This is a genomic window from Pontibacter coccineus, from assembly GCF_030546575.1.
Lineage (GTDB): Bacteria > Bacteroidota > Bacteroidia > Cytophagales > Hymenobacteraceae > Pontibacter > Pontibacter coccineus.
Genome location: NZ_JAUOTN010000007.1, coordinates 72,014 through 92,351, shown reverse-complemented (window position 1 = coordinate 92,351; position 20,338 = coordinate 72,014). Strand labels below are relative to the sequence as shown.

At 52.1% G+C, this 20,338-nt stretch carries 14 protein-coding genes; 12 read left to right on the top strand and 2 right to left on the bottom strand.

Going from position 1 to position 20,338, the window contains the following annotated elements; translation table 11 throughout:
* Positions 1 to 60: 60 nt before the first annotated feature.
* The 5 genes from Q4E40_RS15955 to Q4E40_RS15935 all read left to right on the top strand — a co-directional run bounded on the left by Q4E40_RS15955 (position 61) and on the right by Q4E40_RS15935 (position 5,573).
* Positions 61 to 1,245: an acetyl-CoA C-acyltransferase gene (locus Q4E40_RS15955; RefSeq protein WP_303413563.1), complete on the top strand. Its 1,185-nt coding sequence runs from the start codon at positions 61 to 63 to the stop codon at positions 1,243 to 1,245.
* Between the two features lie 126 nt (positions 1,246 to 1,371).
* Positions 1,372 to 1,905, top strand: a complete 534-nt coding sequence (locus Q4E40_RS15950; RefSeq protein WP_303413562.1) for a HEAT repeat domain-containing protein — start codon at positions 1,372 to 1,374, stop codon at positions 1,903 to 1,905.
* A 35-nt stretch (positions 1,906 to 1,940) separates the two neighbouring features.
* The gene (locus Q4E40_RS15945) at positions 1,941 to 3,269 is read left to right on the top strand and encodes a toxin-antitoxin system YwqK family antitoxin (RefSeq protein WP_303413561.1); all 1,329 of its coding nucleotides are present in this window, start codon (positions 1,941 to 1,943) and stop codon (positions 3,267 to 3,269) included.
* Between the two features lie 97 nt (positions 3,270 to 3,366).
* Positions 3,367 to 3,813, top strand: coding sequence for a GNAT family N-acetyltransferase (locus Q4E40_RS15940; RefSeq protein ID WP_303413559.1), 447 nt, complete (start codon positions 3,367 to 3,369; stop codon positions 3,811 to 3,813).
* A 92-nt stretch (positions 3,814 to 3,905) separates the two neighbouring features.
* On the top strand, positions 3,906 to 5,573 hold the full coding sequence (locus Q4E40_RS15935; protein WP_303413557.1) for an alpha-amylase family protein: 1,668 nt from the start codon (positions 3,906 to 3,908) through the stop codon (positions 5,571 to 5,573).
* 64 nt (positions 5,574 to 5,637) lie between these two features.
* Here Q4E40_RS15935 and Q4E40_RS15930 read toward each other — a convergent pair whose 3' ends face one another.
* Together Q4E40_RS15930 and Q4E40_RS15925 are read right to left on the bottom strand one after the other, a co-directional pair.
* Positions 5,638 to 6,780, bottom strand: a complete 1,143-nt coding sequence (locus tag Q4E40_RS15930; protein ID WP_303413556.1) for a DEAD/DEAH box helicase — start codon at positions 6,778 to 6,780, stop codon at positions 5,638 to 5,640.
* A gap of 55 nt (positions 6,781 to 6,835) precedes the next feature.
* Positions 6,836 to 7,417 (bottom strand): multidrug transporter, encoded by a 582-nt coding sequence (locus tag Q4E40_RS15925; RefSeq protein WP_303413555.1) that lies wholly within the window; start codon positions 7,415 to 7,417, stop codon positions 6,836 to 6,838.
* A 479-nt stretch (positions 7,418 to 7,896) separates the two neighbouring features.
* Here Q4E40_RS15925 and bioB point away from each other — a divergent pair, with 479 nt between their 5' ends.
* The 7 genes from bioB (at position 7,897) to Q4E40_RS15890 (ending at position 18,502) form a co-directional block, all read left to right on the top strand.
* The gene (bioB, locus tag Q4E40_RS15920; RefSeq protein WP_303413554.1) at positions 7,897 to 8,895 is read left to right on the top strand and encodes a biotin synthase BioB; all 999 of its coding nucleotides are present in this window, start codon (positions 7,897 to 7,899) and stop codon (positions 8,893 to 8,895) included.
* A gap of 247 nt (positions 8,896 to 9,142) precedes the next feature.
* Entirely contained in the window at positions 9,143 to 10,276 is a 1,134-nt protein-coding gene (locus Q4E40_RS15915) for an aminotransferase class I/II-fold pyridoxal phosphate-dependent enzyme (RefSeq protein WP_303413553.1), read from the top strand.
* Positions 10,273 to 10,887 (top strand): dethiobiotin synthase, encoded by a 615-nt coding sequence (bioD, locus tag Q4E40_RS15910; protein ID WP_303413551.1) that lies wholly within the window; start codon positions 10,273 to 10,275, stop codon positions 10,885 to 10,887. Before Q4E40_RS15915 ends, bioD begins: the two co-directional genes overlap by 4 nt.
* Before the next feature lie 87 nt (positions 10,888 to 10,974).
* Positions 10,975 to 11,544: a hypothetical protein gene (locus Q4E40_RS15905; protein WP_303413550.1), complete on the top strand. Its 570-nt coding sequence runs from the start codon at positions 10,975 to 10,977 to the stop codon at positions 11,542 to 11,544.
* A 47-nt stretch (positions 11,545 to 11,591) separates the two neighbouring features.
* The gene (gene bioA, locus Q4E40_RS15900; RefSeq protein WP_303413549.1) at positions 11,592 to 12,926 is read left to right on the top strand and encodes an adenosylmethionine--8-amino-7-oxononanoate transaminase; all 1,335 of its coding nucleotides are present in this window, start codon (positions 11,592 to 11,594) and stop codon (positions 12,924 to 12,926) included.
* 543 nt (positions 12,927 to 13,469) lie between these two features.
* Positions 13,470 to 17,225 (top strand): T9SS type A sorting domain-containing protein, encoded by a 3,756-nt coding sequence (locus Q4E40_RS15895; RefSeq protein WP_303413547.1) that lies wholly within the window; start codon positions 13,470 to 13,472, stop codon positions 17,223 to 17,225.
* Positions 17,226 to 17,302: 77 nt separating this feature from the next.
* Positions 17,303 to 18,502, top strand: coding sequence for a beta-ketoacyl synthase N-terminal-like domain-containing protein (locus tag Q4E40_RS15890; protein WP_303413546.1), 1,200 nt, complete (start codon positions 17,303 to 17,305; stop codon positions 18,500 to 18,502).
* Positions 18,503 to 20,338 lie beyond the last annotated feature (1,836 nt).

Here is a 20,338-nt window from a genome sequence, read left to right as displayed (position 1 = left end):
GTTTGGTTTTCCGCTTGAATCCTGATAATTTCACACTATAAAACTATTAGACACAATCTTATGCAAACGAAGGAAGTATATATTATTTCGGCTGTGCGTACCCCGATCGGAAGCTTTGGCGGCGCTTTGGCCAGCCTTTCTGCCACGGAACTGGGTGCAGCCGCTATCAAAGGTGCGCTCGAGAAAGCCGGCGTTGACAAAAGCTTAGTACAGGAGGTGATCATGGGCAACGTGCTGTCGGCCAACGTGGGGCAGGCCCCTGCGCGTCAGGCTGCCATCAAGGCGGGGCTGGGCTATGAAGTAGAGTGTACGACTGTGAATAAGGTATGCGCATCGGGCACGAAGGCGATCATGTTTGCGGCGCAGGCCATCATGCTGGGCCACAAAGATATTATTGTGGCAGGTGGCATGGAGAGCATGTCGAACGTACCGTTTTACCTCGACAAAGCACGTTTCGGAGCAAAGCTGGGTCACGGCCAGATGACGGATGGCCTGTTGAAAGACGGCTTGTGGGATGTGTATAATGACTTCCACATGGGCAATGCCGCGGAGAACACCGCCCGCGAGATGAAGATCACCCGCGAAATGCAGGATGAGTACGCCATCAGTTCTTACAAGAAATCGGCCGCTGCCGCCGAGGCAGGTATGATGAAAGACGAGATCGTGCCGGTTGAAATTCCACAGCGTGGCAAAGACCCGATCGTGGTGTCAGAAGATGAAGAATACAAGAAAGTAAGTTTCGACAAGATCGCCGGTCTGCGCCCTGTGTTTGACAAGGCAGGCACGGTAACGGCTGCAAACGCCTCCACCCTGAACGACGGTGCTGCGGCGCTGTTGCTGATGAGCAAAGAGAAAGCAGAGGAGCTTGGTTTGAAGCCGATCGCGAAGATCCGTGGCTTTGCGGACGCCGAGCAGGACCCGATCTGGTTCACCACAACACCATCACTGGCTATACCGAAAGCGTTGAAAAATGCGGGTGTATCGCCTGAGGAAGTTGATTTCTACGAGATCAACGAGGCCTTCTCGGTGGTATCGATCGCCAACAACCAGAAACTTGGTCTGGAAGGCGGCAACGTGAACGTGTTCGGTGGTGCCGTATCGCTGGGTCACCCACTAGGCGCTTCCGGTGCCCGCATCGTGACGACGCTATGCAACGTGCTCGACAAAAAAGGCGGCAAGATCGGCGTGACCGGTATCTGCAATGGCGGTGGCGGTGCCTCTGCACTTGTGATCGAGAAAATGTAATCCCCGCTTTGCGGTATATTATTTGCAGGAAGCCTTACGTTATTTCGTAAGGCTTCTTTTTTATACCTTGGCCTGCAGATTAAACTGTTCGCCACACTTTTGGTGTTTATTCAATTTGAAGCGCTTATGTCATTAGAAATCGAACTGGCCAAATTCTGGGAATGGGCCAAAATGACGCCCGACACTTATAACGAACAAAGAGGTTTAGGTGAGTGGGAAGTCGAGTACCCGGAGTGGGATGCTTTGCACAAGGCAGCCATTGAAGCGCTGGAACAGCTCAATCGGGAGTTTAACCATGATCTGGCGCAGTTGCTGGTGTACGCGCTGGCCATCGACAATGAAGCCGGTGTGGTGCTGAAAAGCGCAGAGGAGAAGCTGGAGAACCCGCTGCGGTTTGTGCGGAAAGCTGTTTTCTCTGACCAGTCGCAGGCCAGGTGGCAAATGGCTGAATTGCTTGGTCATGTTGACGTGGAGGGCCGGGAGAAAATGCTCCTGCAACTGATCAACAGCGAAGACGACAAATACGTGAAGCGACGCGCTTTGCTGAGCCTGAACAAAGTGAACCGTGCCAAGGCGGTGGAACTGGCGCAGCAGTATGTGCGGGATGCTGACCCGTTTTTGAAATTAGTGGCAAAAGAAATCATCAAAAAACAGGTATAGCCCTATACCTTCATGACAGACAAATCATAGTATCCATGTCGAAATTGCTATTCATCCTACCTGCTGTTCTACTAATCAGTGCTTCGGCTTCCGGGCAGTCCACACGCAAAGTGGTGACCTACCACGACGAGTCCATGACGAGCGTGAAGGAGGTATACTACATGACGCCCGACTCGGCCATTGTGGGCTACTACAACCGCTATTACCCAACCGGTGAGCGGGAGGCCTTTGCCAAATTTGTGGAGGGGAAGAAAGACAGCGTGTTCACCGAGTATTACCAGAACGGACAGCCCCGCATGCAGGTAACTTATGTGCGGGATCAGAAGCAGGGGCCTTTCAGGGCCTACCATCCGGACGGCCGACTGCTGCAGGAAGGCAGCTACGAAAAGGACCAGCAAAGCAATGTGTTCAAGACCTTCTACGCGGACGGCAAAGTGCGCAAGGAAACAAATTTTGTGAACGGTTTCCCGGAGGGGCTGGTGCGGGAGTTTTACCCGAACGGCAAGCTCAAGTCAGAGATCACCTACAAGAACAGCCAGCAGAACGGTCCTGCCAAAACCTACTTCGAAAACGGCAACCTGGAAACCGACGCCACTTACCGCAACGGCATGCTGGAGGGCTCTTACAAAACCTACTTCGACAACGGGCAACTTGAGACAGAAGTGGTAAACGTAGCCGGTCAGCGCAACGGCACGTTCAAGAGCTATTACCGCAGCGGCAAACTCAGTACTGAGGGCAGCTTCGTTTCAGGCAAAATGCACGGCCCATCCAAAGCATACTTCGAGAACGGCAACCTGCGCAGCATGATCAACTACCGCAACGGGCAGATACAGGGGCTTTCGCAGATCTACTTCGAAGACGGCAAGCTGAAGGAAGAAGGCCAGTACAGCAACAACGGCGATGACCGCAAGATCATGTCCTACTACCCTTCCGGCAACCTGAAAGCCGAGGAGCAATACAAAAATAAGCTGCGCACCGGCAACTGGAAAACCTACTATGATGCTCCCGGCAAAAAAGTGGAAGTATCCGAAAACTACAATGCCGATAAGCTGACCGGTGAGCGTGTTGTCTACTATGAAAATGGCCAGGCCAAAGCCAAGTATACCTACGGCAAAGGCGATGGCAAAATCGTGAGCAGCCAGGAATTCTATGAAAGTGGCAAGCTAAAATCTGAGACCAGTTACAAGGATGGGCTTCGCTTTGGGCCTTTCAAGCAGTATTTCGAGGACGGTAAAGTAGAAGTTATCGGTCAGCACCGCAACAACAAAGCCACGGGCACCTGGAAGTACCACAACGCCGAAGGCAAGGTATACAAGACCACACTCTTCCGTAACGGTGAAGTGGTGGAAGAGAAGAAGAAATAAGAGAACCTGAGGTATAGCAAAATCCCCCGCTTGAGAGAGTGGGGGATTTTTTGTTTATTTTGAGGCTCTAAAATTGAAACTTATACCTGATACGACCATGCTCTTCCGCGAAGCCACCCCCGCCGACATTCCCCAACTCCAGATCATCCGGCATTCGGTAAAGGAAAACATCCTCTCCGACCCGGCGCTGGTAACGGACGAACTCTGTGCGCTATACCTGACGGAGCGTGGCAAAGGCTGGGTTTGTGAGGTGGCGGGACAAGTAGTGGGCTTTTCCATTGTTGACTTGCAGGAGCACAACGTTTGGGCCTTGTTCCTGCTGCCCGAGTTTGAGGGCCAAGGTATAGGCAGGCAACTGCACCACCTCATGCTGGACTGGTACTTCGAGCAAACGACAATAACCATCTGGCTAGGCACCGACCCCGGCACCAGGGCAGAGCAATTTTACCGCCGCCAGGGCTGGCACGAGACAGGTATACACGGCCGCTCCGAAATTAAATTTGAGATGCGCTACAGCGACTGGATCGCTCGAAATATGCTATAAGCGCCTCCCTTCCTTTCATACCTCCCTCCGACTATTGCCGGCCTTCTCCCGTATAGACGAATCATGTTTTAACCAACCAAAACTGATTCACTATGCTTGATGAGCTCTGGTACAAAAATTCCATCATCTACAGTCTCGACCTCGAAACCTTCATGGACCTGAATGGTGACGGGGTGGGCGACTTCGAAGGGCTTGCCCGCCGCCTGGATTACCTGAATGCGATGGGCATCGATTGCATCTGGCTCGCTCCATTCCAACCCACTCCCAACAAGGACAATGGCTACGACATCGCTGACTATTACGGTGTGGATCCGAGGCACGGCTCCAGCGGAAACTTCGTGGAGTTTATGCACCAGGCCAATAAGCGTGGCATCAAGGTCATCATCGACCTGGTGGTGAACCATACCTCCGACCAGCACCCCTGGTTTCAGGATGCCCGAAGCAGCGAAACCGCCAGGCATCGCGACTGGTATGTCTGGAACAAAGAGAAGCCGTCGGACTGGAACAAGGGCATGGTGTTTCCGGGCGTGCAGGACTCCACCTGGAGCTACGACAAGAAAGCCAAAGCCTGGTACTTCCATCGTTTCCATCATTTTCAGCCCGACCTCAACTGGGACAACCCGGAAGTGCGTGCCGAGATCAAACGCATCATCGGTTTTTGGCTGGAATTGGGTATAGCGGGTTTCCGGGTAGATGCCGTGCCTTTCATGATCGAGTCGCCGGAACCGAACACAAGCAAGCACGAACTCAATTTCGACTACCTGCGCGAGATGCGGCGCTTTGTGCAGTGGCGGCGGGGCGAAGCGATCTTACTGGGTGAGGCCAACGTGATGCCCGAGGAGAACAAAAAATACTTTGGCGAAGAAGGAAATGGCATCCACATGATGTTTAATTTCTATGTGAACCAGTACATGTTCTACGCACTGGCCACTTCCAATATTGATCCGCTGATTGACGCGCTGGTGGCAACCCGAACTGACTTCCCGACGGTGCAGTGGGCACACTTTCTGCGCAACCACGACGAGCTAGACCTTGGTCGCCTGACGGATGAACAGCGCGAAGAAGTGTTTGCCCGTTTTGCACCGGATGACAATATGCAGCTCTACGATCGGGGTATTCGCCGCCGCCTCTCCGCCATGCTGGGCAACAGGCAGCATAGCGAACTGGCCTACAGCCTGATGTTCTCGCTGCCAGGCACGCCGGTTATCCGCTACGGCGACGAAATAGGAATGGGCGATGACCTCAGCCTGAACGAGCGCGATGCGGTGCGCACCCCTATGCAATGGACAGATGACTACCAGGCTGGTTTCTCTACCGCCGACAAACTTGTGCACCCCGTTATCGACAAAGGCCCCTATTCTTACCACCACATCAACGTCGAGAACCAGCGCCGCGATCCTGACTCGCTCCTCAATTGGATGACCGCCCTGATTCGCCTACGACAGGAGTGCACGGAGATTGGATTCGGGGACTGGCAGATCCTGAAAACCAACAAGCCGAAGGTACTCTGCCTCCACTACAGCTGGCAGGGAAGTTCGCTGATCATTCTGCACAATTTCGACGAGAAAACGCATGAAGTCGTGCTCGACCTGAAACAAACGGGGCAGGACAAGCAGGAGAAAGAGCAAAAGCTAATCGACCTGATGGTGAACTACGAAAGTGAGGCTGATGCCAAAGGCAGGCACAACATTAAGATGGATGCCTATGGCTACCGCTGGCTCCGGGCCGGCGACCTGAGTCATTTGCTGAAAAAGGGATAAAATATTGCTTAGGTATAGGAAGGTATAGCGTATGCCTGCGCCAAACGCTATACCTTCCTATACCTTACTGCCCTTGCAGATCGATCTCGTCGGTAGGCAGAATTTCCACTCGCACGCCCATCTTCTTCTGGATGATCTTGAAATGGTGCGCGTCTTCTGTCGTGATCAGTGAAATGGCTTCACCGGAGGCTTCAGCACGGCCCGTGCGGCCAATGCGGTGCACGTAGTCTTTTGGGGAGCGGGGCAGCTCGTAGTTGATGACGTAGGGCAAAAACTTGATGTCTATACCTCGTGAGGCGAGGTCAGTGGCCACTAACACGCGGAGTTTGCCGGCTTTGAACTGGCGGAGCGCCTCCGTCCTGCCGCCCTGGCTCCTATCGCCGTGAAAAGCAGCGGCCTCTATCCCATGTTTCTTCAGTTTGCCCACCACATTGTCGGCCGTCCGGATAGACGAAGCAAACACCAGCACCTGTTGCATGTCATTCTGCCGGATGAGGTAGCGCAGCAAAGGCCCCTTCTTCTCAGCATCTACCTGATAGGCCACTTGCTTGATCAGCTCCGGCACGGTCGCTTCTTCCTGCACTGTTACCCGCACGGGGTCAGCCAAGAGCTTCGCGATCAGGTCTTCCACATCCTGGCTCAGTGTGGCCGAGAACAACAGATTCTGACGCTGGGCAGGCAGCATGGCGAGCAGCTTGTTCACCTCTTCCTGAAAACCCAGGTTCAGCATTTTATCGGCCTCGTCCAGTACCAGGGTTTCTACCTCCGAGAGGTGTACCGCTTTGTGCTCGATCAGGTCAAGCAGACGGCCGGGCGTGGCCACGAGCACATCCGTACCGCTCAGTTTCATCATCTGCGGATTGATCGAAATACCGCCATACACCGCCAGCGTCTTCACTGGTCTGTCCAGTTCTCTGCCGAAAGCCCGGAACACCTCTTCGATCTGCACTGCTAGCTCCCGCGTCGGCACGAGCACCAGCGTGCGCACGTAACGGTTGCGGCCGGATGGCTTCTGCTGGTATAGCTCCAGAATAGGTAGAGCAAAACTGGCCGTCTTGCCCGAGCCTGTTTGCGCTATACCTAGCAGGTCTTTCCCTTTCAGTATGGCAGGTATAGCCTGCGTCTGTATAGGATAGGGCGCGGTATAGCCTTGGGCCTGGATGGAACGAAGAAGTGGCGCCGAAAGGCCTAGTGACGAGAATGACATAAATCCGGGTATGAAGTCCTGGGCAAACGCCCACATACCCGCAAAGGTACGAATATTATGCTTCGCTGTCTTTGGGAGCTATCATGATCTGGGTGCCATACCTTGCCAGGTAATCAAGTAAGGCGTAAATGAACAGCGCCACCCCGGACATTTCCATCAGCTCTTCCAGGCAATACAGGATGCGATTGTACAGATGGTCAATACCGTAGCGCTTGTACAGATAGCCCTCAAAAAACTCCAGTCCCAGAGCGCCCGCCACGAACAGCGCTCCTGAGAGCAGGATTAGATTGCGGGTATGGTTGGGCAGCCGGAGCACGAACCCTATGAAGTAAGCGACTACAGCAAGCGTGAGCACGCTGTAAGGCACCACCCAGGCCCAGTGCAGCATACCTGACAAATCGGTTGCCAGACGCGGTCGTACAAAGTCAGCCACACGCTCATGTATCTGCGTGTTCTCGTCAATGGCCATGAACAGGAAGATGCACCCCAGCACAAACCAATGGCGGGTATAGCTTTCCTGTGGCGTGATTTTCTGTTGACGGTGCAGCAAAAAGAGGAGCCCGCTAGCTGCCAACAGCATCACAGAAGAGAAGAAAGCAGGTATGTTACTCTCACCATTGAAAGTGAAGTAATACATCAATATCCGCGTCAATCTGGATTCATGGCGCAATACACCATCCAGTATAATCCCGGCGATATCAGCGAGAAGCAGTACGAAAATAATTATCGCGAGGCTCCGGAGCACCTTTTCAGGCGTAAGCAGCAAAGACGTGGTAACCAGGGAAGTAGAAGTCAAATGCATATATCAACAAGTCTGGAGAGAACGGTACAATTTACAGATTCAGGTATACCTCAAAACCACGCATTCCGTTGCCATGCTCGTAGCAGACCTGCCATCTTCAAAAGCAGTTAAACTCCGCTACTCTTTCCGCCCATACCTGTGTTCCAACCCCGACCCATTAAATTCAGCTTCCCAACAAATTAACAAACCATTTTATCCACAGAAATAACACTGTAGCTTAAATAGTTAACAAGTTATCCACCAAACATACCCCCAGACTTGATTTTTTATTCCTAAATCTTCAATTTACCTTCGTCATCCAAACCCGAGCCACCATGATGCAAGACGGACAAAACGCAGCTATTCGAAACGACTGGACCATAGACGAAATCAAAGCGATCTACTACAAGCCAGTGCTGGAACTGATTGTAGAGGCAGCCAACGTGCACAAGCAGCACCAGGCCACCGGAGAAGTACAGGTATGTACCTTACTGTCTGTTAAAACCGGCGGATGCCCGGAAGACTGCTCTTATTGTCCGCAAGCGGCACGCTTCCACACAGGCGTGGATGTGCACAAACTGTTAAGCCAGGAGCAGGTGCTCACGGCGGCGCAACGTGCCAAAGACGGTGGTTCTACCCGCTTCTGCATGGGCGCAGCCTGGCGCGAAGTGCGCGATAACCGCGACTTCGACAAGGTGCTCGACATGGTGAAGGGCGTAAACGAGATGGGACTGGAAGTTTGCTGTACTTTGGGTATGGTGAACGAGTACCAGGCCGAGAAATTGAAAGAAGCCGGTCTGTACGCCTATAACCATAACCTCGACACATCTGAGGAGAATTACTCCAACATCATCACGACCCGTACCTACGACGACCGCCTCGACACGATCGAGAACGTGCGCAAGGCAGGTATATCGGTTTGCTCGGGCGGCATCATTGGTTTGGGTGAGACGGACGAAGACCGCATCGGCATGCTCCATACCTTGTCTACACTCGTGCAGCACCCGGAATCTGTTCCGGTGAATGCGCTGGTGCCGGTAAAAGGTACGCCGCTCGAGAACCAGCCGCTGGTGACCGTGTGGGAAATGGTGCGCATGATCGCCACAGCCCGTATCCTGATGCCAAAGACCATGGTGCGTCTGTCAGCCGGGCGTGAGCGCATGAGCGTAACGGATCAGGCGCTTTGCTTCCTGGCCGGCGCCAACTCCATCTTCACAGGCGAAAAGCTTCTGACGACTCCGAACCCGGACTTCGACGCGGACAAAGCCATGTTTGATCTATTGGGTCTTACTCCTAGAAAATCCTTTAAAGAAGAATCTCAGCACGTTTGCTAGGGGTTTGGTAATAAAAGTTTGCCGGAAAGCCTCTCCCCTCTGTCATCCTGAAAGGATCTAGGTCGAAGGATTAGGGCAATAGCTATAACACACCTCTGCCTCTCTCAAGAGGGGAATCCTGGTGTAAAAGCACTGCCGTGATTATAACGATGTCATACTTCAGGAGATGACATCATTTTGATCTCTGAACTTTAGAGGCATCAAGACATTAAACTTACATTGAAATCAGAAAACTGAATTCTTATCCATGTCTGATGTCTTGAAAGATAAATTACAGCAGAAGCTGGCGGAGCGGGCGGCGCAGGATACCTTGCGGTCGCTCAAAACCACCGCCGGGCTCATTGACTTCTGCTCCAACGACTACCTCGGCCTTGCTCGCAGTGAGAAATTGCGGGCGCTTATCCACAAGGAAGAGGAGCACTATAGACATTTACCTTTGGGAGCGACGGGCTCCCGACTGCTTTCCGGCAACCACGGCCTTTTTGGAGAGCTGGAGGGTACCATTGCGTCCTACCACAAGGGGGAGGCGGCGCTGCTTTTCAACTCGGGGTATATGGCCAACGTGGGCCTATTGTCTGCCTTGCCGCAGCGCGGAGATACCGTGTTTTACGACGAGGCCAGCCATGGCTCCATGAAGGACGGGCTGCGGCTGAGCTTTGCCAAAACCTACGCCTTCCGCCACAACAGCGTGGAGGACCTGCGGCAGAAGTTCAAGCACGCGACCGGTCAGGTATACGTGGTGGTGGAGTCAGTGTACTCCATGGATGGCGACAAGGCGCCTTTAAAAGAGCTTGCCCAGGTATGCAACGAACTGGGAGCCGCTTTGATTGTAGACGAGGCCCATGCTGTGGGCTTGTATGGCCCGAATGGCGAAGGATTAACAGTTGCCTTAGGATTAGAGGATCAGGTCTTTGCGCAGGTGATCACCTACGGCAAAGCGATGGGTTGCCATGGAGCTGCCGTGGTCGGGCCACAGGTGCTGCGCGACTTTTTGATAAACTATAGTAGAGCATTCATTTACACCACAGGCCTCCCGACACATGCGCTGGTGGCCCTGAAGTGTGCTTATACCCTGCTGCCCGAACTCAAGCCCGAGCGTGAGCGCGTGCAGCAACTCGCGACCCGACTGTACCAAAAACTGAACAAACTGAGCGGCATACGCTGCACCCCGGAAGACAGTGTTATCCTATCTGTTTTCCCGCAACAGTCCCGGCAACTAAAAGCGCTGGCGGCTGCGTTGCAACAAACTGGATTTGATGTACGCCCCGTGCTGTCCCCTACTGTGCCCGCCGGTACAGAGCGGCTCCGCGTGATCGTGCATGCCTATAATAGTGAAGAAGAAATTGACGGCCTCGTGCAGGCCATAGCGAAAGGTACATGAAAAGATATTTTGTAACAGGCATCGGAACGGACGTGGGCAAAACAGTTGCCGCAGCCATTCTCACCGAAGCCCTGCAAGCCGATTACTGGAAACCTGTGCAAGCAGGCGGCCTGGACTTCACCGACACAGACATGGTCAAAAGTCTGGTTTCGAATGAACGATCCGTGTTTCACCCGGAGGCTTACCGGCTCAAAATGGCGTCTTCTCCGCACAAAGCGGCGGCGGCCGAAGGCATTGAGATCGACGTGCACGGACTGAAGCTGCCGGAGACGGAGAACAACCTGATCGTGGAGGGAGCCGGAGGACTGATGGTGCCCCTCAACAAGCGCTACCTGGTGCTGGACCTGGTGCAGCAACTGGGGCTGGAGGTGATCCTGGTTTCGAGAAACTACCTGGGCTCGATCAACCACACCCTGCTCACGGCAGAAGTGTTGCGCTACCGCAAAGTGCCGGTGGCAGGCATCATCTTCAACGGCGAGGAAAACCAGACTTCCGAGGATTTCATCATCAAGTATACCGGGCTGCGTCGTCTGCCGTCTATCCGGCAGGAAGCTGATTTTTGCCAGGAGGCCGTAGCAGCGTATGCTAAAGATTTCGTGCCTTATCTGTAATTTATAACAAAGGATACACCTATACCTTGCCTATCGATTAAACTCTACTACACTATACCTGAAGGAATTAAGTTTTAACTTGGGCACATGCAAACAGCTGAATTGCTCAAAGCCCTATCCGGCCCCCTGAAAAAGGTGCAGGTACAGGAGCTTGCCACCCTGACAGGAGCAGGCCGGCTACCCGTACACGATCTGCTCTCGCTCTGTTTTCTAAAGGAGCACCCTTCTGTGGCGTTTCGGTCATCCTGGGTTCTGGAAGAGGTAGCTCATCGCAATCCGGACCGCTTTGCGCCATACCTGCCAGAGTTTGTAAAGCGCTTGCCCGAACAGCAGAATCTGAGTTGCCAGCGTCACTTCACCAAGATCCTGATGTTTTGCATTGCCCCAAAAGCTGACCTCAGGTATAGCGCCGCCTGGCAGGCTATACCTGATCGGGCACCGGTGGTGGAGACTGTCTTTGACTGGCTCATCCATCCGCACACGCCGGTTGCTGTTCAGGTCAATTGCCTGGATGTGCTGCTATACCTTCAAGCTGAATTCCCGTGGGTGAATGATGAGCTAAAAGCACAGGTCGAGTACCTGCTGAAAGAGGGTTCTCCGGCCATGCAGAGCCGGGGCAAAAAGATCCTGCAAAGGATTTCGAAGGGAAAGTCTTAGGCATCCTGCCCTGCCCTCCCTATTTTTGTAGAAATCATTTGTAACGCATGTCCACTTCATCTTCCGGCAACCTGGCCGAACGCGATCACAATGTAATCTGGCACCCTTACACACAGATGAAGACTGCCGTCCTCCCTATACCTATTGTGCGGGGCGAGGGCGCATTGTTGTTTGCTGAGGATGGAAAGACCTATATCGATGCCGTGGCTTCTTGGTGGGTGAACCTGCACGGACATGCCCACCCCTACATCGCGCAAAAAGTGCACGAACAACTGCAGACGCTGGAGCACGTCATTTTTGCCGGCTTCACGCACCCCGCCGCCGTCACTTTTGCCGAGCGTTTGATTCAAATATTACCCAAAGGCCAAAGCCGCATCTTCTACTCCGACAATGGCTCTACTGCCGTGGAAGTTGCCTTGAAGATGGCCATTCAGTACTGGCAGAACACAGGTATACCAAAGCGCAGGATCGTCGCCTTCCGGGACAGTTACCACGGCGACACCTTCGGGGCGATGGCCGTGAGCGCCCGCAGCGCCTTTACGGCTCCTTTCTGGTCTTACCTGTTTGAGGTTTGTTTTATTGACGTGCCCAGACCTGGGCAGGAAGAAGAAACCATAAAACAACTCGAGGCTTATGCCCACGATGGTGACATAGCCGCTTTCATTTTCGAGCCGCTGGTTCTGGGTACGGCGGGCATGGTGATGTATAGTCCCAAGGTGCTCGACCAGTTGCTTTCTATCTGCCAGCAACACGACATCCTAACCATTGCCGATGAAGTGATGACCGGTTTCGGCCGCACCGGACGCACTTTCGCCAGTGACTATCTGCAACATCAACCCGACATGGTCACATTATCGAAGGGGCTTACAGGTGGCACAATGGCATTGGGCGCCACTTCCTGCAACGAAAAGATTTACGAAGCCTTCCTCAGCGACGACAAGCGCAAGACCCTTTTTCACGGGCACAGCTATACCGGCAACCCTGTCGCCTGCGCCACCGGTTTGGCCAGCCTGGATTTACTGCTGCAGGAAGAGACACAACAACACATCACCCGCATCGGCCAGCGCCATATCGCTTTTGCCGAACAGTTCAAATCGATGGCCAAGGTAGCAGAAGTACGCCTACAGGGCACCATTCTGGCGGTGGAGTTCGAGGCTGAGGGCACTTCCTACTTCAACAAAATGGGCGACACCCTGTATAGCTTTGCCCTCGAGCAAGGCGTGATTTTGCGTCCGCTCGGCAACATTATTTACGTCATTCCCCCCTACTGCATCACCGATGCGCAACTTGATCAGGTATACCAGACCATTACAGGTATGCAAAAACTGATCACGGGCGAGCGCTACTTCGAGCCTCCTACCCAAACTACGCTGCACGATTAATTAACACACGACAGATTCATTTTGGGAAAAATGCAGTAAATAGTCCAAAAAACAACAGTGAACTCTTACCTATAAAGCTGCTGATGCTGTGAAGCTGCATCAATCACTTACCCTATAAACTCCTTTTAAACAGATACTTATCTTTCTAAATTCAGAGTACTTCTAGTTCGACTCAATAGCTTACGCTTAATATTTCTCATTCCAAGCTTAGCTGTATACTTCCGTTTGAAGTCCAAATCATTCAAAAAAATCCACAATTAGGATAACATTTCCATCTTTTGGAAAGTTGCAACAGCCTATTTGTACTGGCTTTATCCAAAATTCAATAAATTCTCATTAGATATAGAAATATCTATACCTGATTGTCAAGTATTTATGACTCTTTTTGCACTATTTATTCTCAAACTAACAGTGCTGATTAAAATGGCATTTGTTTTTCTTTCGAATCTACTATTAACCAGCTAGGCTTAGCTAAGTAGGATTCACCATCTCTATATTATCTATCAGAAGGTTAAGTTTCACACCATTATTTACTTAACCTATATGGATCAAATTTTACCCTTTTTCAAGGCTGTTCTATTGAGCCTGTTGCTTGTATTACTACTCACACCTGCCTTGCGAGCGCAAACCAAAGGCATGATCGTGAAGCCTGCCACCGGAGCGGGCAGAAGTGTGCTTGACCCCAATGGCGATGGCTATGTTTCGAGCCCCGCCACGCCTGCTGGCTTTCGATTTAATGATGTGCAGGAAAGCGAGATTCCGTATAGAAGCTTGCCGCTTCCGGTAGGCGAGGTGCTGGGCGACTTGCTTCGTGGCCCTTCCGATGGTTTCTCTGATTTCTCATACCTGTTCGGTAACGTAGACCCAGTGTATACCTACCTGTCCGGAGGCAACCTCATGTTCCGTTTCCGTCTGGGAGGTATAGCTCCTAACTCGAAGGGCTACAGCATCCTGATCGACACGGATAACAAGTTCGGCAACACAGGCCCGAATGCCGATCCGGATTATACCCCGGCCAACCCTGGCTTCGAGGTAGAAATTGTGCTGGCGACGGGCTTTGGAGTCCGTCTGTATAACGTAAACACTGTCATACCTGCAGTAGGCAGCCAACTGGTAAACCTGCCTTATGACCAGTATGCCCAGAAAGCGATTGCCTATACCACCAACGGCGGCAGCCCGGACTATTTTTACGATTTCTACATTCCTTTCTCCGAAATAACCAAACACTTTCCGTCGTTCACGGCCAGCACACCGGTACGCATGGTGGCCAACACAGTCATGAGCGCCCAGCACAGCGCCTTGGCCGGGCCTATTTCTGATGTGGGAGGTATAGATGATAAGGTATACGCCGGAAACTATTCAGCAGCCTTCACCAATATCATCCAAAGCATCATCCCGACTGCTCTGAATGTAACGCCCACGTCTGATTTCCCGCCGCTGCGAAGTACCGCTCCGGTTATAACCGGAACTTACACGGCAGGTACGTCTACTGCTTCAAATCCACTTCGGGTAAACGGTACCTCCGCGGAAGCTGCTGGCACAGTGATTACGGTATACCTAAACGGTGCAGTCCTGGGCACTACCACGGTAGGCACAGGTGGCACCTGGACCTATACCTTGCCTGCCAACACAGCGCTGGCCGCAAGCGATAAACTTACGGCAACAGCCACCGCTACCGGAAAGTCTGTCTCCCACCTATCGAACGAGGTTGTTGTGATATCGCCAGCCTTCGTCTGTACGGCCAGTGCGACTCCTACCATCCTGTGCGCCTCAGACAAAGGGTTCACCGGGACGGTACCAGCCGGGGTTGCTGCGGGCAGCATCATCAGGATCTATAAATTCGGAGAGCCCGACAGACCTGTGTTAGGTATACCTGATATCCCGGTGAGGGCCAATGGCACCTGGGGCTGGACGTGCCGCGACGGTGTGAATGCAACCGACTGTAGCCCGGGGCAAGGGTGCGTGGCTGGAACGGTTACTTTGGGTAACGGCAGCTACTATGCCATACTGGAGGAAGGAAACGGCAAATGCGCTTCTGCCCGATCAAACGAGGTATGCGTGGGCAAGGGCAACCTGGCCACCACAGCCACTCCGACCATCACAACAAGTCCGATCCTGCAAAGCACCACGGCTATCTCGGGTACCGCTGTAGCCAACGCTTCCGTTATCGTGTTGATCAATGGAAAGTTATTTGGCAACACTACGGCGACCAGCGCAGGCGCTTGGACAATGTCAGGTATGGTGCTGAAGGCGGGCCAGGTGGTTTCGGCTCGTGCGCTGTCTCCGAACATCTGCGTATCGAACGAGACCTCGGCCACTGTCATGGCAGAAGCTTCTACTGCTCCGGTCGTAAATGGCCCTATCCGGGCTGGTGCTACCGCTGTGTCAGGCACATCTACAGAGCCTGCGGGCACCATAATTACTGTTTACCGAAACGGACAGGCCATTTGCTCTACTAACTGTCCGGTGGTAGATGCCTATGGCAACTGGACCCTCAGTGGCCTTACATCTTCTACCCTGACAAGTGGTAACATTATTACCGCGACGGCCACCGCTCCAGGCAAAGGCGCCAGCGCTATATCTAATTCGGTTACTGTTCAGGCTGCTACAATAGCACCAGCCATACCTGCCATCACAGGTTCTTATGTGGAGGGAGCGACTGCTGTATCAGGCACCGGTCCTGCCAATACCACGATCAATCTTTACATTGACGGCTATTTCCTGGGCTCTGTTACCTCTTCAGCAGCAGGAAACTGGACCATAGGCAGCCTGAGTGGTAGTAACATTGAAAAGCTGCTGTACGCCGGTGGTGTGCTCACAGCCACCTCCGGCACGATCGGCACCAACGAGAGCAGGCCTTCAACCGGAGTAACCGTGCAATGCTCTACCGCTATACCTGACAGAACCAAAGCGGTGACTGCCCAGGCCTCCGCCATCTGCCAGAACAGCAGTGCCGTGATCAGAATCAGCAACTCTGAACCAGGCATCAGTTACATACTCCGGAACGAAGCCAACACAGCCGATCTGAGTTCATCCGTGCTTGGTAATGGCGGTGACATTGTGCTTACCTCTTACCCGCTGAGCACCAGCCAGAAGATCAAAGTGGCCGCTATGCGCGGCGAGAGCCCTGGCTGCGGTGCGGCTGAGCTGAATAATACGGCCAACATCACGGTAAATCCAAACCCGGCCGCTTTTACGGTGAAGGCTCAGAACACGCAGGTATGTATCGGTGCTAAAGCCATCCTGACCGTTTCAAGCTCTCAGCCAAATGTAAATTATCAGATCAGGCTTAAAGCAGACAACAGCGCTGTCGGTACTCCGGTAGCTGGCACGGGTGGACAGATCACCCTTGAAACCCCTGTCCAGAATACAACAGGTAGCTTCAACTTCTATATACAGGCTACTTCAGGTATAGCGCCGACCTACTGCGGCACTCAAATGAGCAACGAGGTGACCATCACCGTGAATGCCCTGCCATCTAGGACGCTTGAGTTCATAGAAGGCGCTTTAAATGCTGATGGCACCATGAACCTGATCGTCCGGAATTCGGAAGTGAATGTGCTTTACCAACTCCGTATGAACGGCACAGATTTTAGGACTCCAGTAGCAGGCAATGGTGGCGATGCGGTGCTTGTTTCTGATGTGGTAAGCTCTGAGAAAAAAACCTATACAGTTGCAGCCCGCAACATCAACTCTGGCTGCCCTGTTGAGCTCGAGCAAAAGATCGAACTGCAGAGCATCACGCCGCTTCCGGTTGAACTGGTTTCATTTAAAGCCGTAGCCCGGCAAAACCAGGTACTACTACAATGGTCAACCGCCTCTGAGCGCGATAACGATCGCTTCGAGGTGGAGCGTAGCCAAGACGGGCGCAAGTTCACCCTGGTTGGACAGGTAAAGGGCAAAGGAACCAGCAGCCTCACCAACTCTTACAGTTTTACAGACAAAAACCCGGGCACAGGAGTAAATTACTACCGCCTGCGCCAAGTGGATTATGATGGCACGTTTGATTACAGCAAAACAGTGGCAGTGCACATGAAGGAAACAAGCGCCTCTGTTAAAGCCTACCCGAATCCATTCTCTCACAGTGTGCAGGTAAGCATAGCAGCTGAAACTGCTGGTCCGATCCAGGTGACTGTGGCAGATGCCCAAGGCCGTGTGGTGATCGAGCAGGCCATTGTGTCTGGAAGCAGGTACAGCACGCTTGAACTTTCAACTCAGCAGCTGGCGACAGGTGTGTATTTCCTTCGGGTAACTGGCAGTGGCGTCAATATCACCACCAAACTTATCAAATCGCATTAATTAGCATCGTTCATTGAACAAAGATCGGGGTGACACACGTTTGTTGCCCCGATCTTTGTTTTTACCTTTGCCCCACAATGGAAAGCGCGAAAGAACATATCGTGATCAGGGGCTGTGGTGCTATCTCTCCTCTGGGTATAGATGAGCAGTCCACAGCGCAGGCGTATTTTTCCGGCCGGCCTGGTTTTTCTATTGTGCAGCACCAGGGACAGGCAACTCCAGTGGCCGCTCTCTCTGAAGCAGGCGAAGAGGCGTTGCAAAAACTCCAGGCAGAAACCCCCACCTATCGCCAGTTGGACCGCTCCGTACTGATGGCCATATATGCTGCCCGTCAGGCTGCAGAACAGGCAGGCTGGTTGAACGCTCCCTCTGAACCACAGCAAGACCTGGCCGTGAATATCGGTTCTTCCAGAGGAGCCACCGGCTTATTTGAGCAACATTATGAGGCTTTTCAGCAGCAACGGCTCTCAGCTTCCGCCTCTCCTACCACTACATTGGGTAATTTGTCGAGTTGGGTAGGCCACGCCGTCAATGCGGGCGGGGCGCAGATCAGTCACTCCATTACCTGCAGCACAGCGCTCATGGCTGTCGCCAACGGAATTGCCTGGCTGCGGGCAGGTATGGCCAGCCGCTTTCTGGCTGGCGGCACAGAAGCTCCCCTCACCGATTTCACGATTGCTCAGATGAAAGCGATCGGAATTTATTCTTCGATGCACGACCAACCTTTCCCCTGCCAACCCTATGGTATTTCTGGTGAGAATACCTTTGTACTGGGCGAAGGCGCAGCCGTGCTGGCACTTGAGAAAGTAACTGCTTCCCAGCTTCGCAAAGGGGACGTCATCATAGAGGCTGTGGGCTTCGGTTTTGAGCAAATCCAGAGTAAGACAGGTATATCTGCCGATGGACTTAATTTTCAGCAATCCATGCGGCATGCCTTGTCACAATTGGAGTCCCCGGCTAATAAGATTGATGCCATCATTACCCATTCACCTGGCACCAAAGCGGGCGACAAGGCTGAATTAAGTGCAATTGAGGCAATCTTCAAAAGTAATCCCCCTGCTATCACCACGAATAAGCACCTGCTAGGTCATACACTTGGCGCCTCTGGTGCTCTTAGTTTACAGTATGCCCTGCATCTGCTTGATCAACAGAAAATTACCTTGCCAGACTATCCCTTATTGCTCCCACCTTCGCCCCTTGCAGGCATGCAACGCCTTATGATAAACGCGGCAGGTTTCGGCGGAAATGCTGCCAGCATCACCCTTTGCATAGTTTAGAAATATATTTTTAAATTACAATTTACACGCCTATCTTAATCCAATTCATAGACATCTTCTATATAGTGTAAATATTGTACATTTCCATTACACCTTCCCTTTGGTTCCTTTTCTAAAATTGCACAGTTTCAGCATTACTATCTGGCCTCTGCTTTTTATATAGTTTTCTCTTCTCTTATCCCCCTCTGTGAAATCGAACATAACACAGGAAACAGGCCGAATTATGCTTGCACCTAGATTGAGATATAACAATATAGAGACTTATTAATACAATTTACACCCGCATTGCTTTCCAACTCCAGTCCAATTGCACACTAAAGTTTTGTAGCACAGGCACGTATAACTCAATACAATCTAAAAGTGAGAATGGGGCACGTCCTGCCTGATTCACACAAGTTTTTATTGTATTAAATACCCTTTAACCAAATACTTGCTATAACAAACTTTTACCCAGACTATGAAAAAATTTATACAAGTCTCGTTACTGCGGAGCAGCCTGTGGGTTGCTATTTTGCTCGTAGTCACGATCGCAAGCGCGTTAGCGCAAACCACTCCCGGCCTTATCATCAGACCATCATTCGGAACAGGACAACAAATACTGGATCCTAACAAAGATGGGTATGTCTCCATCAACAGAACAGGATTCACAAATGGCAGGGATGAAGGGGCAGGTAACAGTGAGATTCCCTATAGACAGTTCCCGGCGCTAACTTCAGAACCTACTGGGGACCTCAATACTGGTACTGCTGGAGGGCACACTGACTTGGCAGGACCTATCTCGCCGATCACCTCTCCCTCTACGGGCTCACCCATTGCTGTGTATTTCGATGGCACAAATCTCATGTTTCGGATACGCCTTGGTGGTAACTCTGAAGCCTCCAAAGGTTATAGCGTTCTAATCGACTCAGATAATTTATTTGAGGGCACAGGGGCTAATCCAGGATTCGAATTCGAAGTTCTGCTAGCATCGAATTCGTCTGTACAAGTGTTAGACCACAAGGGGGCAACAAGCGGCACTATTTTTACAGGAGCAGTTGACCAGTTTTCCCAACGAGCAGTGGCTGGCTCTACAAACGGAGGCGACCCGGACTACTTTTATGATTTCTATGTACCACTGAGTGTATTCGGAGATGCATTAACGCCTACTACTCCGCTGCGTATGAGCGGCATCACGATTACGAGCGCGCAAAGCGGTTTTACAGGCACCATTTCAGATGTAGGCGGTGTGAACTTTCAGGCCTATGGCTATAATGCACCAGATGCCTGGCGCGCCTTACTAGGCATATTCCCACCCACTACGCTCACTCAGATCCGAAACTCAGGTATAACGCCTGCACCTTCTGCAGCACCTGTAGTAAATAGTCCGATCAATGCCAACAGCACATCCATTTCGGGTACTAGCACAGAGATTCCGGGCACTGTTGTAAATGTACTCCTAAACGGTAATACCATTTGTGGTGGCACAGGACAATTGGCTTGCCCAACGGTGAGTGCGAACGGCACCTGGACGTTGAGCGGTATACCAAGTAATTTACTGACACCGGGGAGCACTGTTACAGCCAGAGTGACAGCTCCCGGTAAAACTATATCACCACTTTCGAATACAGTAACGGTTACGACTGGGGTATGTACAGACACTCCCGCACCTAGAATTGTAGGTATAACAGGCACTACTGGAACGAGAGCGATTGTAATTGCTCCTAGCTTCACAGGAAATCAAATAATTCGTGTATACAATATTACGACCGGAGCGGCACCTGCTCAAACGGGGGTATTGAACTTAACGGTAGGCACAAATTTCCCTGCAAGTTCTGCTGGAGCTCCTACTGCTCTGCA

Bases quoted from the DNA above. Each gene is read 5' to 3' on its own strand.
- Q4E40_RS15925 (WP_303413555.1), bottom strand. From the start codon at position 7,417: ATGTATTACTTCACTTTCAATGGTGAGAGTAACATACCTGCTTTCTTC.
- Q4E40_RS15895 (WP_303413547.1), top strand. From the start codon at position 13,470: ATGGATCAAATTTTACCCTTTTTCAAGGCTGTTCTATTGAGCCTGTTG.
- bioB (WP_303413554.1), top strand. From the start codon at position 7,897: ATGATGCAAGACGGACAAAACGCAGCTATTCGAAACGACTGGACCATA.
- Q4E40_RS15930 (WP_303413556.1), bottom strand. From the start codon at position 6,780: ATGTCATTCTCGTCACTAGGCCTTTCGGCGCCACTTCTTCGTTCCATC.
- Q4E40_RS15890 (WP_303413546.1), top strand. From the start codon at position 17,303: ATGGAAAGCGCGAAAGAACATATCGTGATCAGGGGCTGTGGTGCTATC.
- Q4E40_RS15935 (WP_303413557.1), top strand. From the start codon at position 3,906: ATGCTTGATGAGCTCTGGTACAAAAATTCCATCATCTACAGTCTCGAC.
- Q4E40_RS15945 (WP_303413561.1), top strand. From the start codon at position 1,941: ATGTCGAAATTGCTATTCATCCTACCTGCTGTTCTACTAATCAGTGCT.
- bioA (WP_303413549.1), top strand. From the start codon at position 11,592: ATGTCCACTTCATCTTCCGGCAACCTGGCCGAACGCGATCACAATGTA.
- Q4E40_RS15940 (WP_303413559.1), top strand. From the start codon at position 3,367: ATGCTCTTCCGCGAAGCCACCCCCGCCGACATTCCCCAACTCCAGATC.
- Q4E40_RS15950 (WP_303413562.1), top strand. From the start codon at position 1,372: ATGTCATTAGAAATCGAACTGGCCAAATTCTGGGAATGGGCCAAAATG.
- Q4E40_RS15915 (WP_303413553.1), top strand. From the start codon at position 9,143: ATGTCTGATGTCTTGAAAGATAAATTACAGCAGAAGCTGGCGGAGCGG.
- Q4E40_RS15955 (WP_303413563.1), top strand. From the start codon at position 61: ATGCAAACGAAGGAAGTATATATTATTTCGGCTGTGCGTACCCCGATC.
- Q4E40_RS15905 (WP_303413550.1), top strand. From the start codon at position 10,975: ATGCAAACAGCTGAATTGCTCAAAGCCCTATCCGGCCCCCTGAAAAAG.
- bioD (WP_303413551.1), top strand. From the start codon at position 10,273: ATGAAAAGATATTTTGTAACAGGCATCGGAACGGACGTGGGCAAAACA.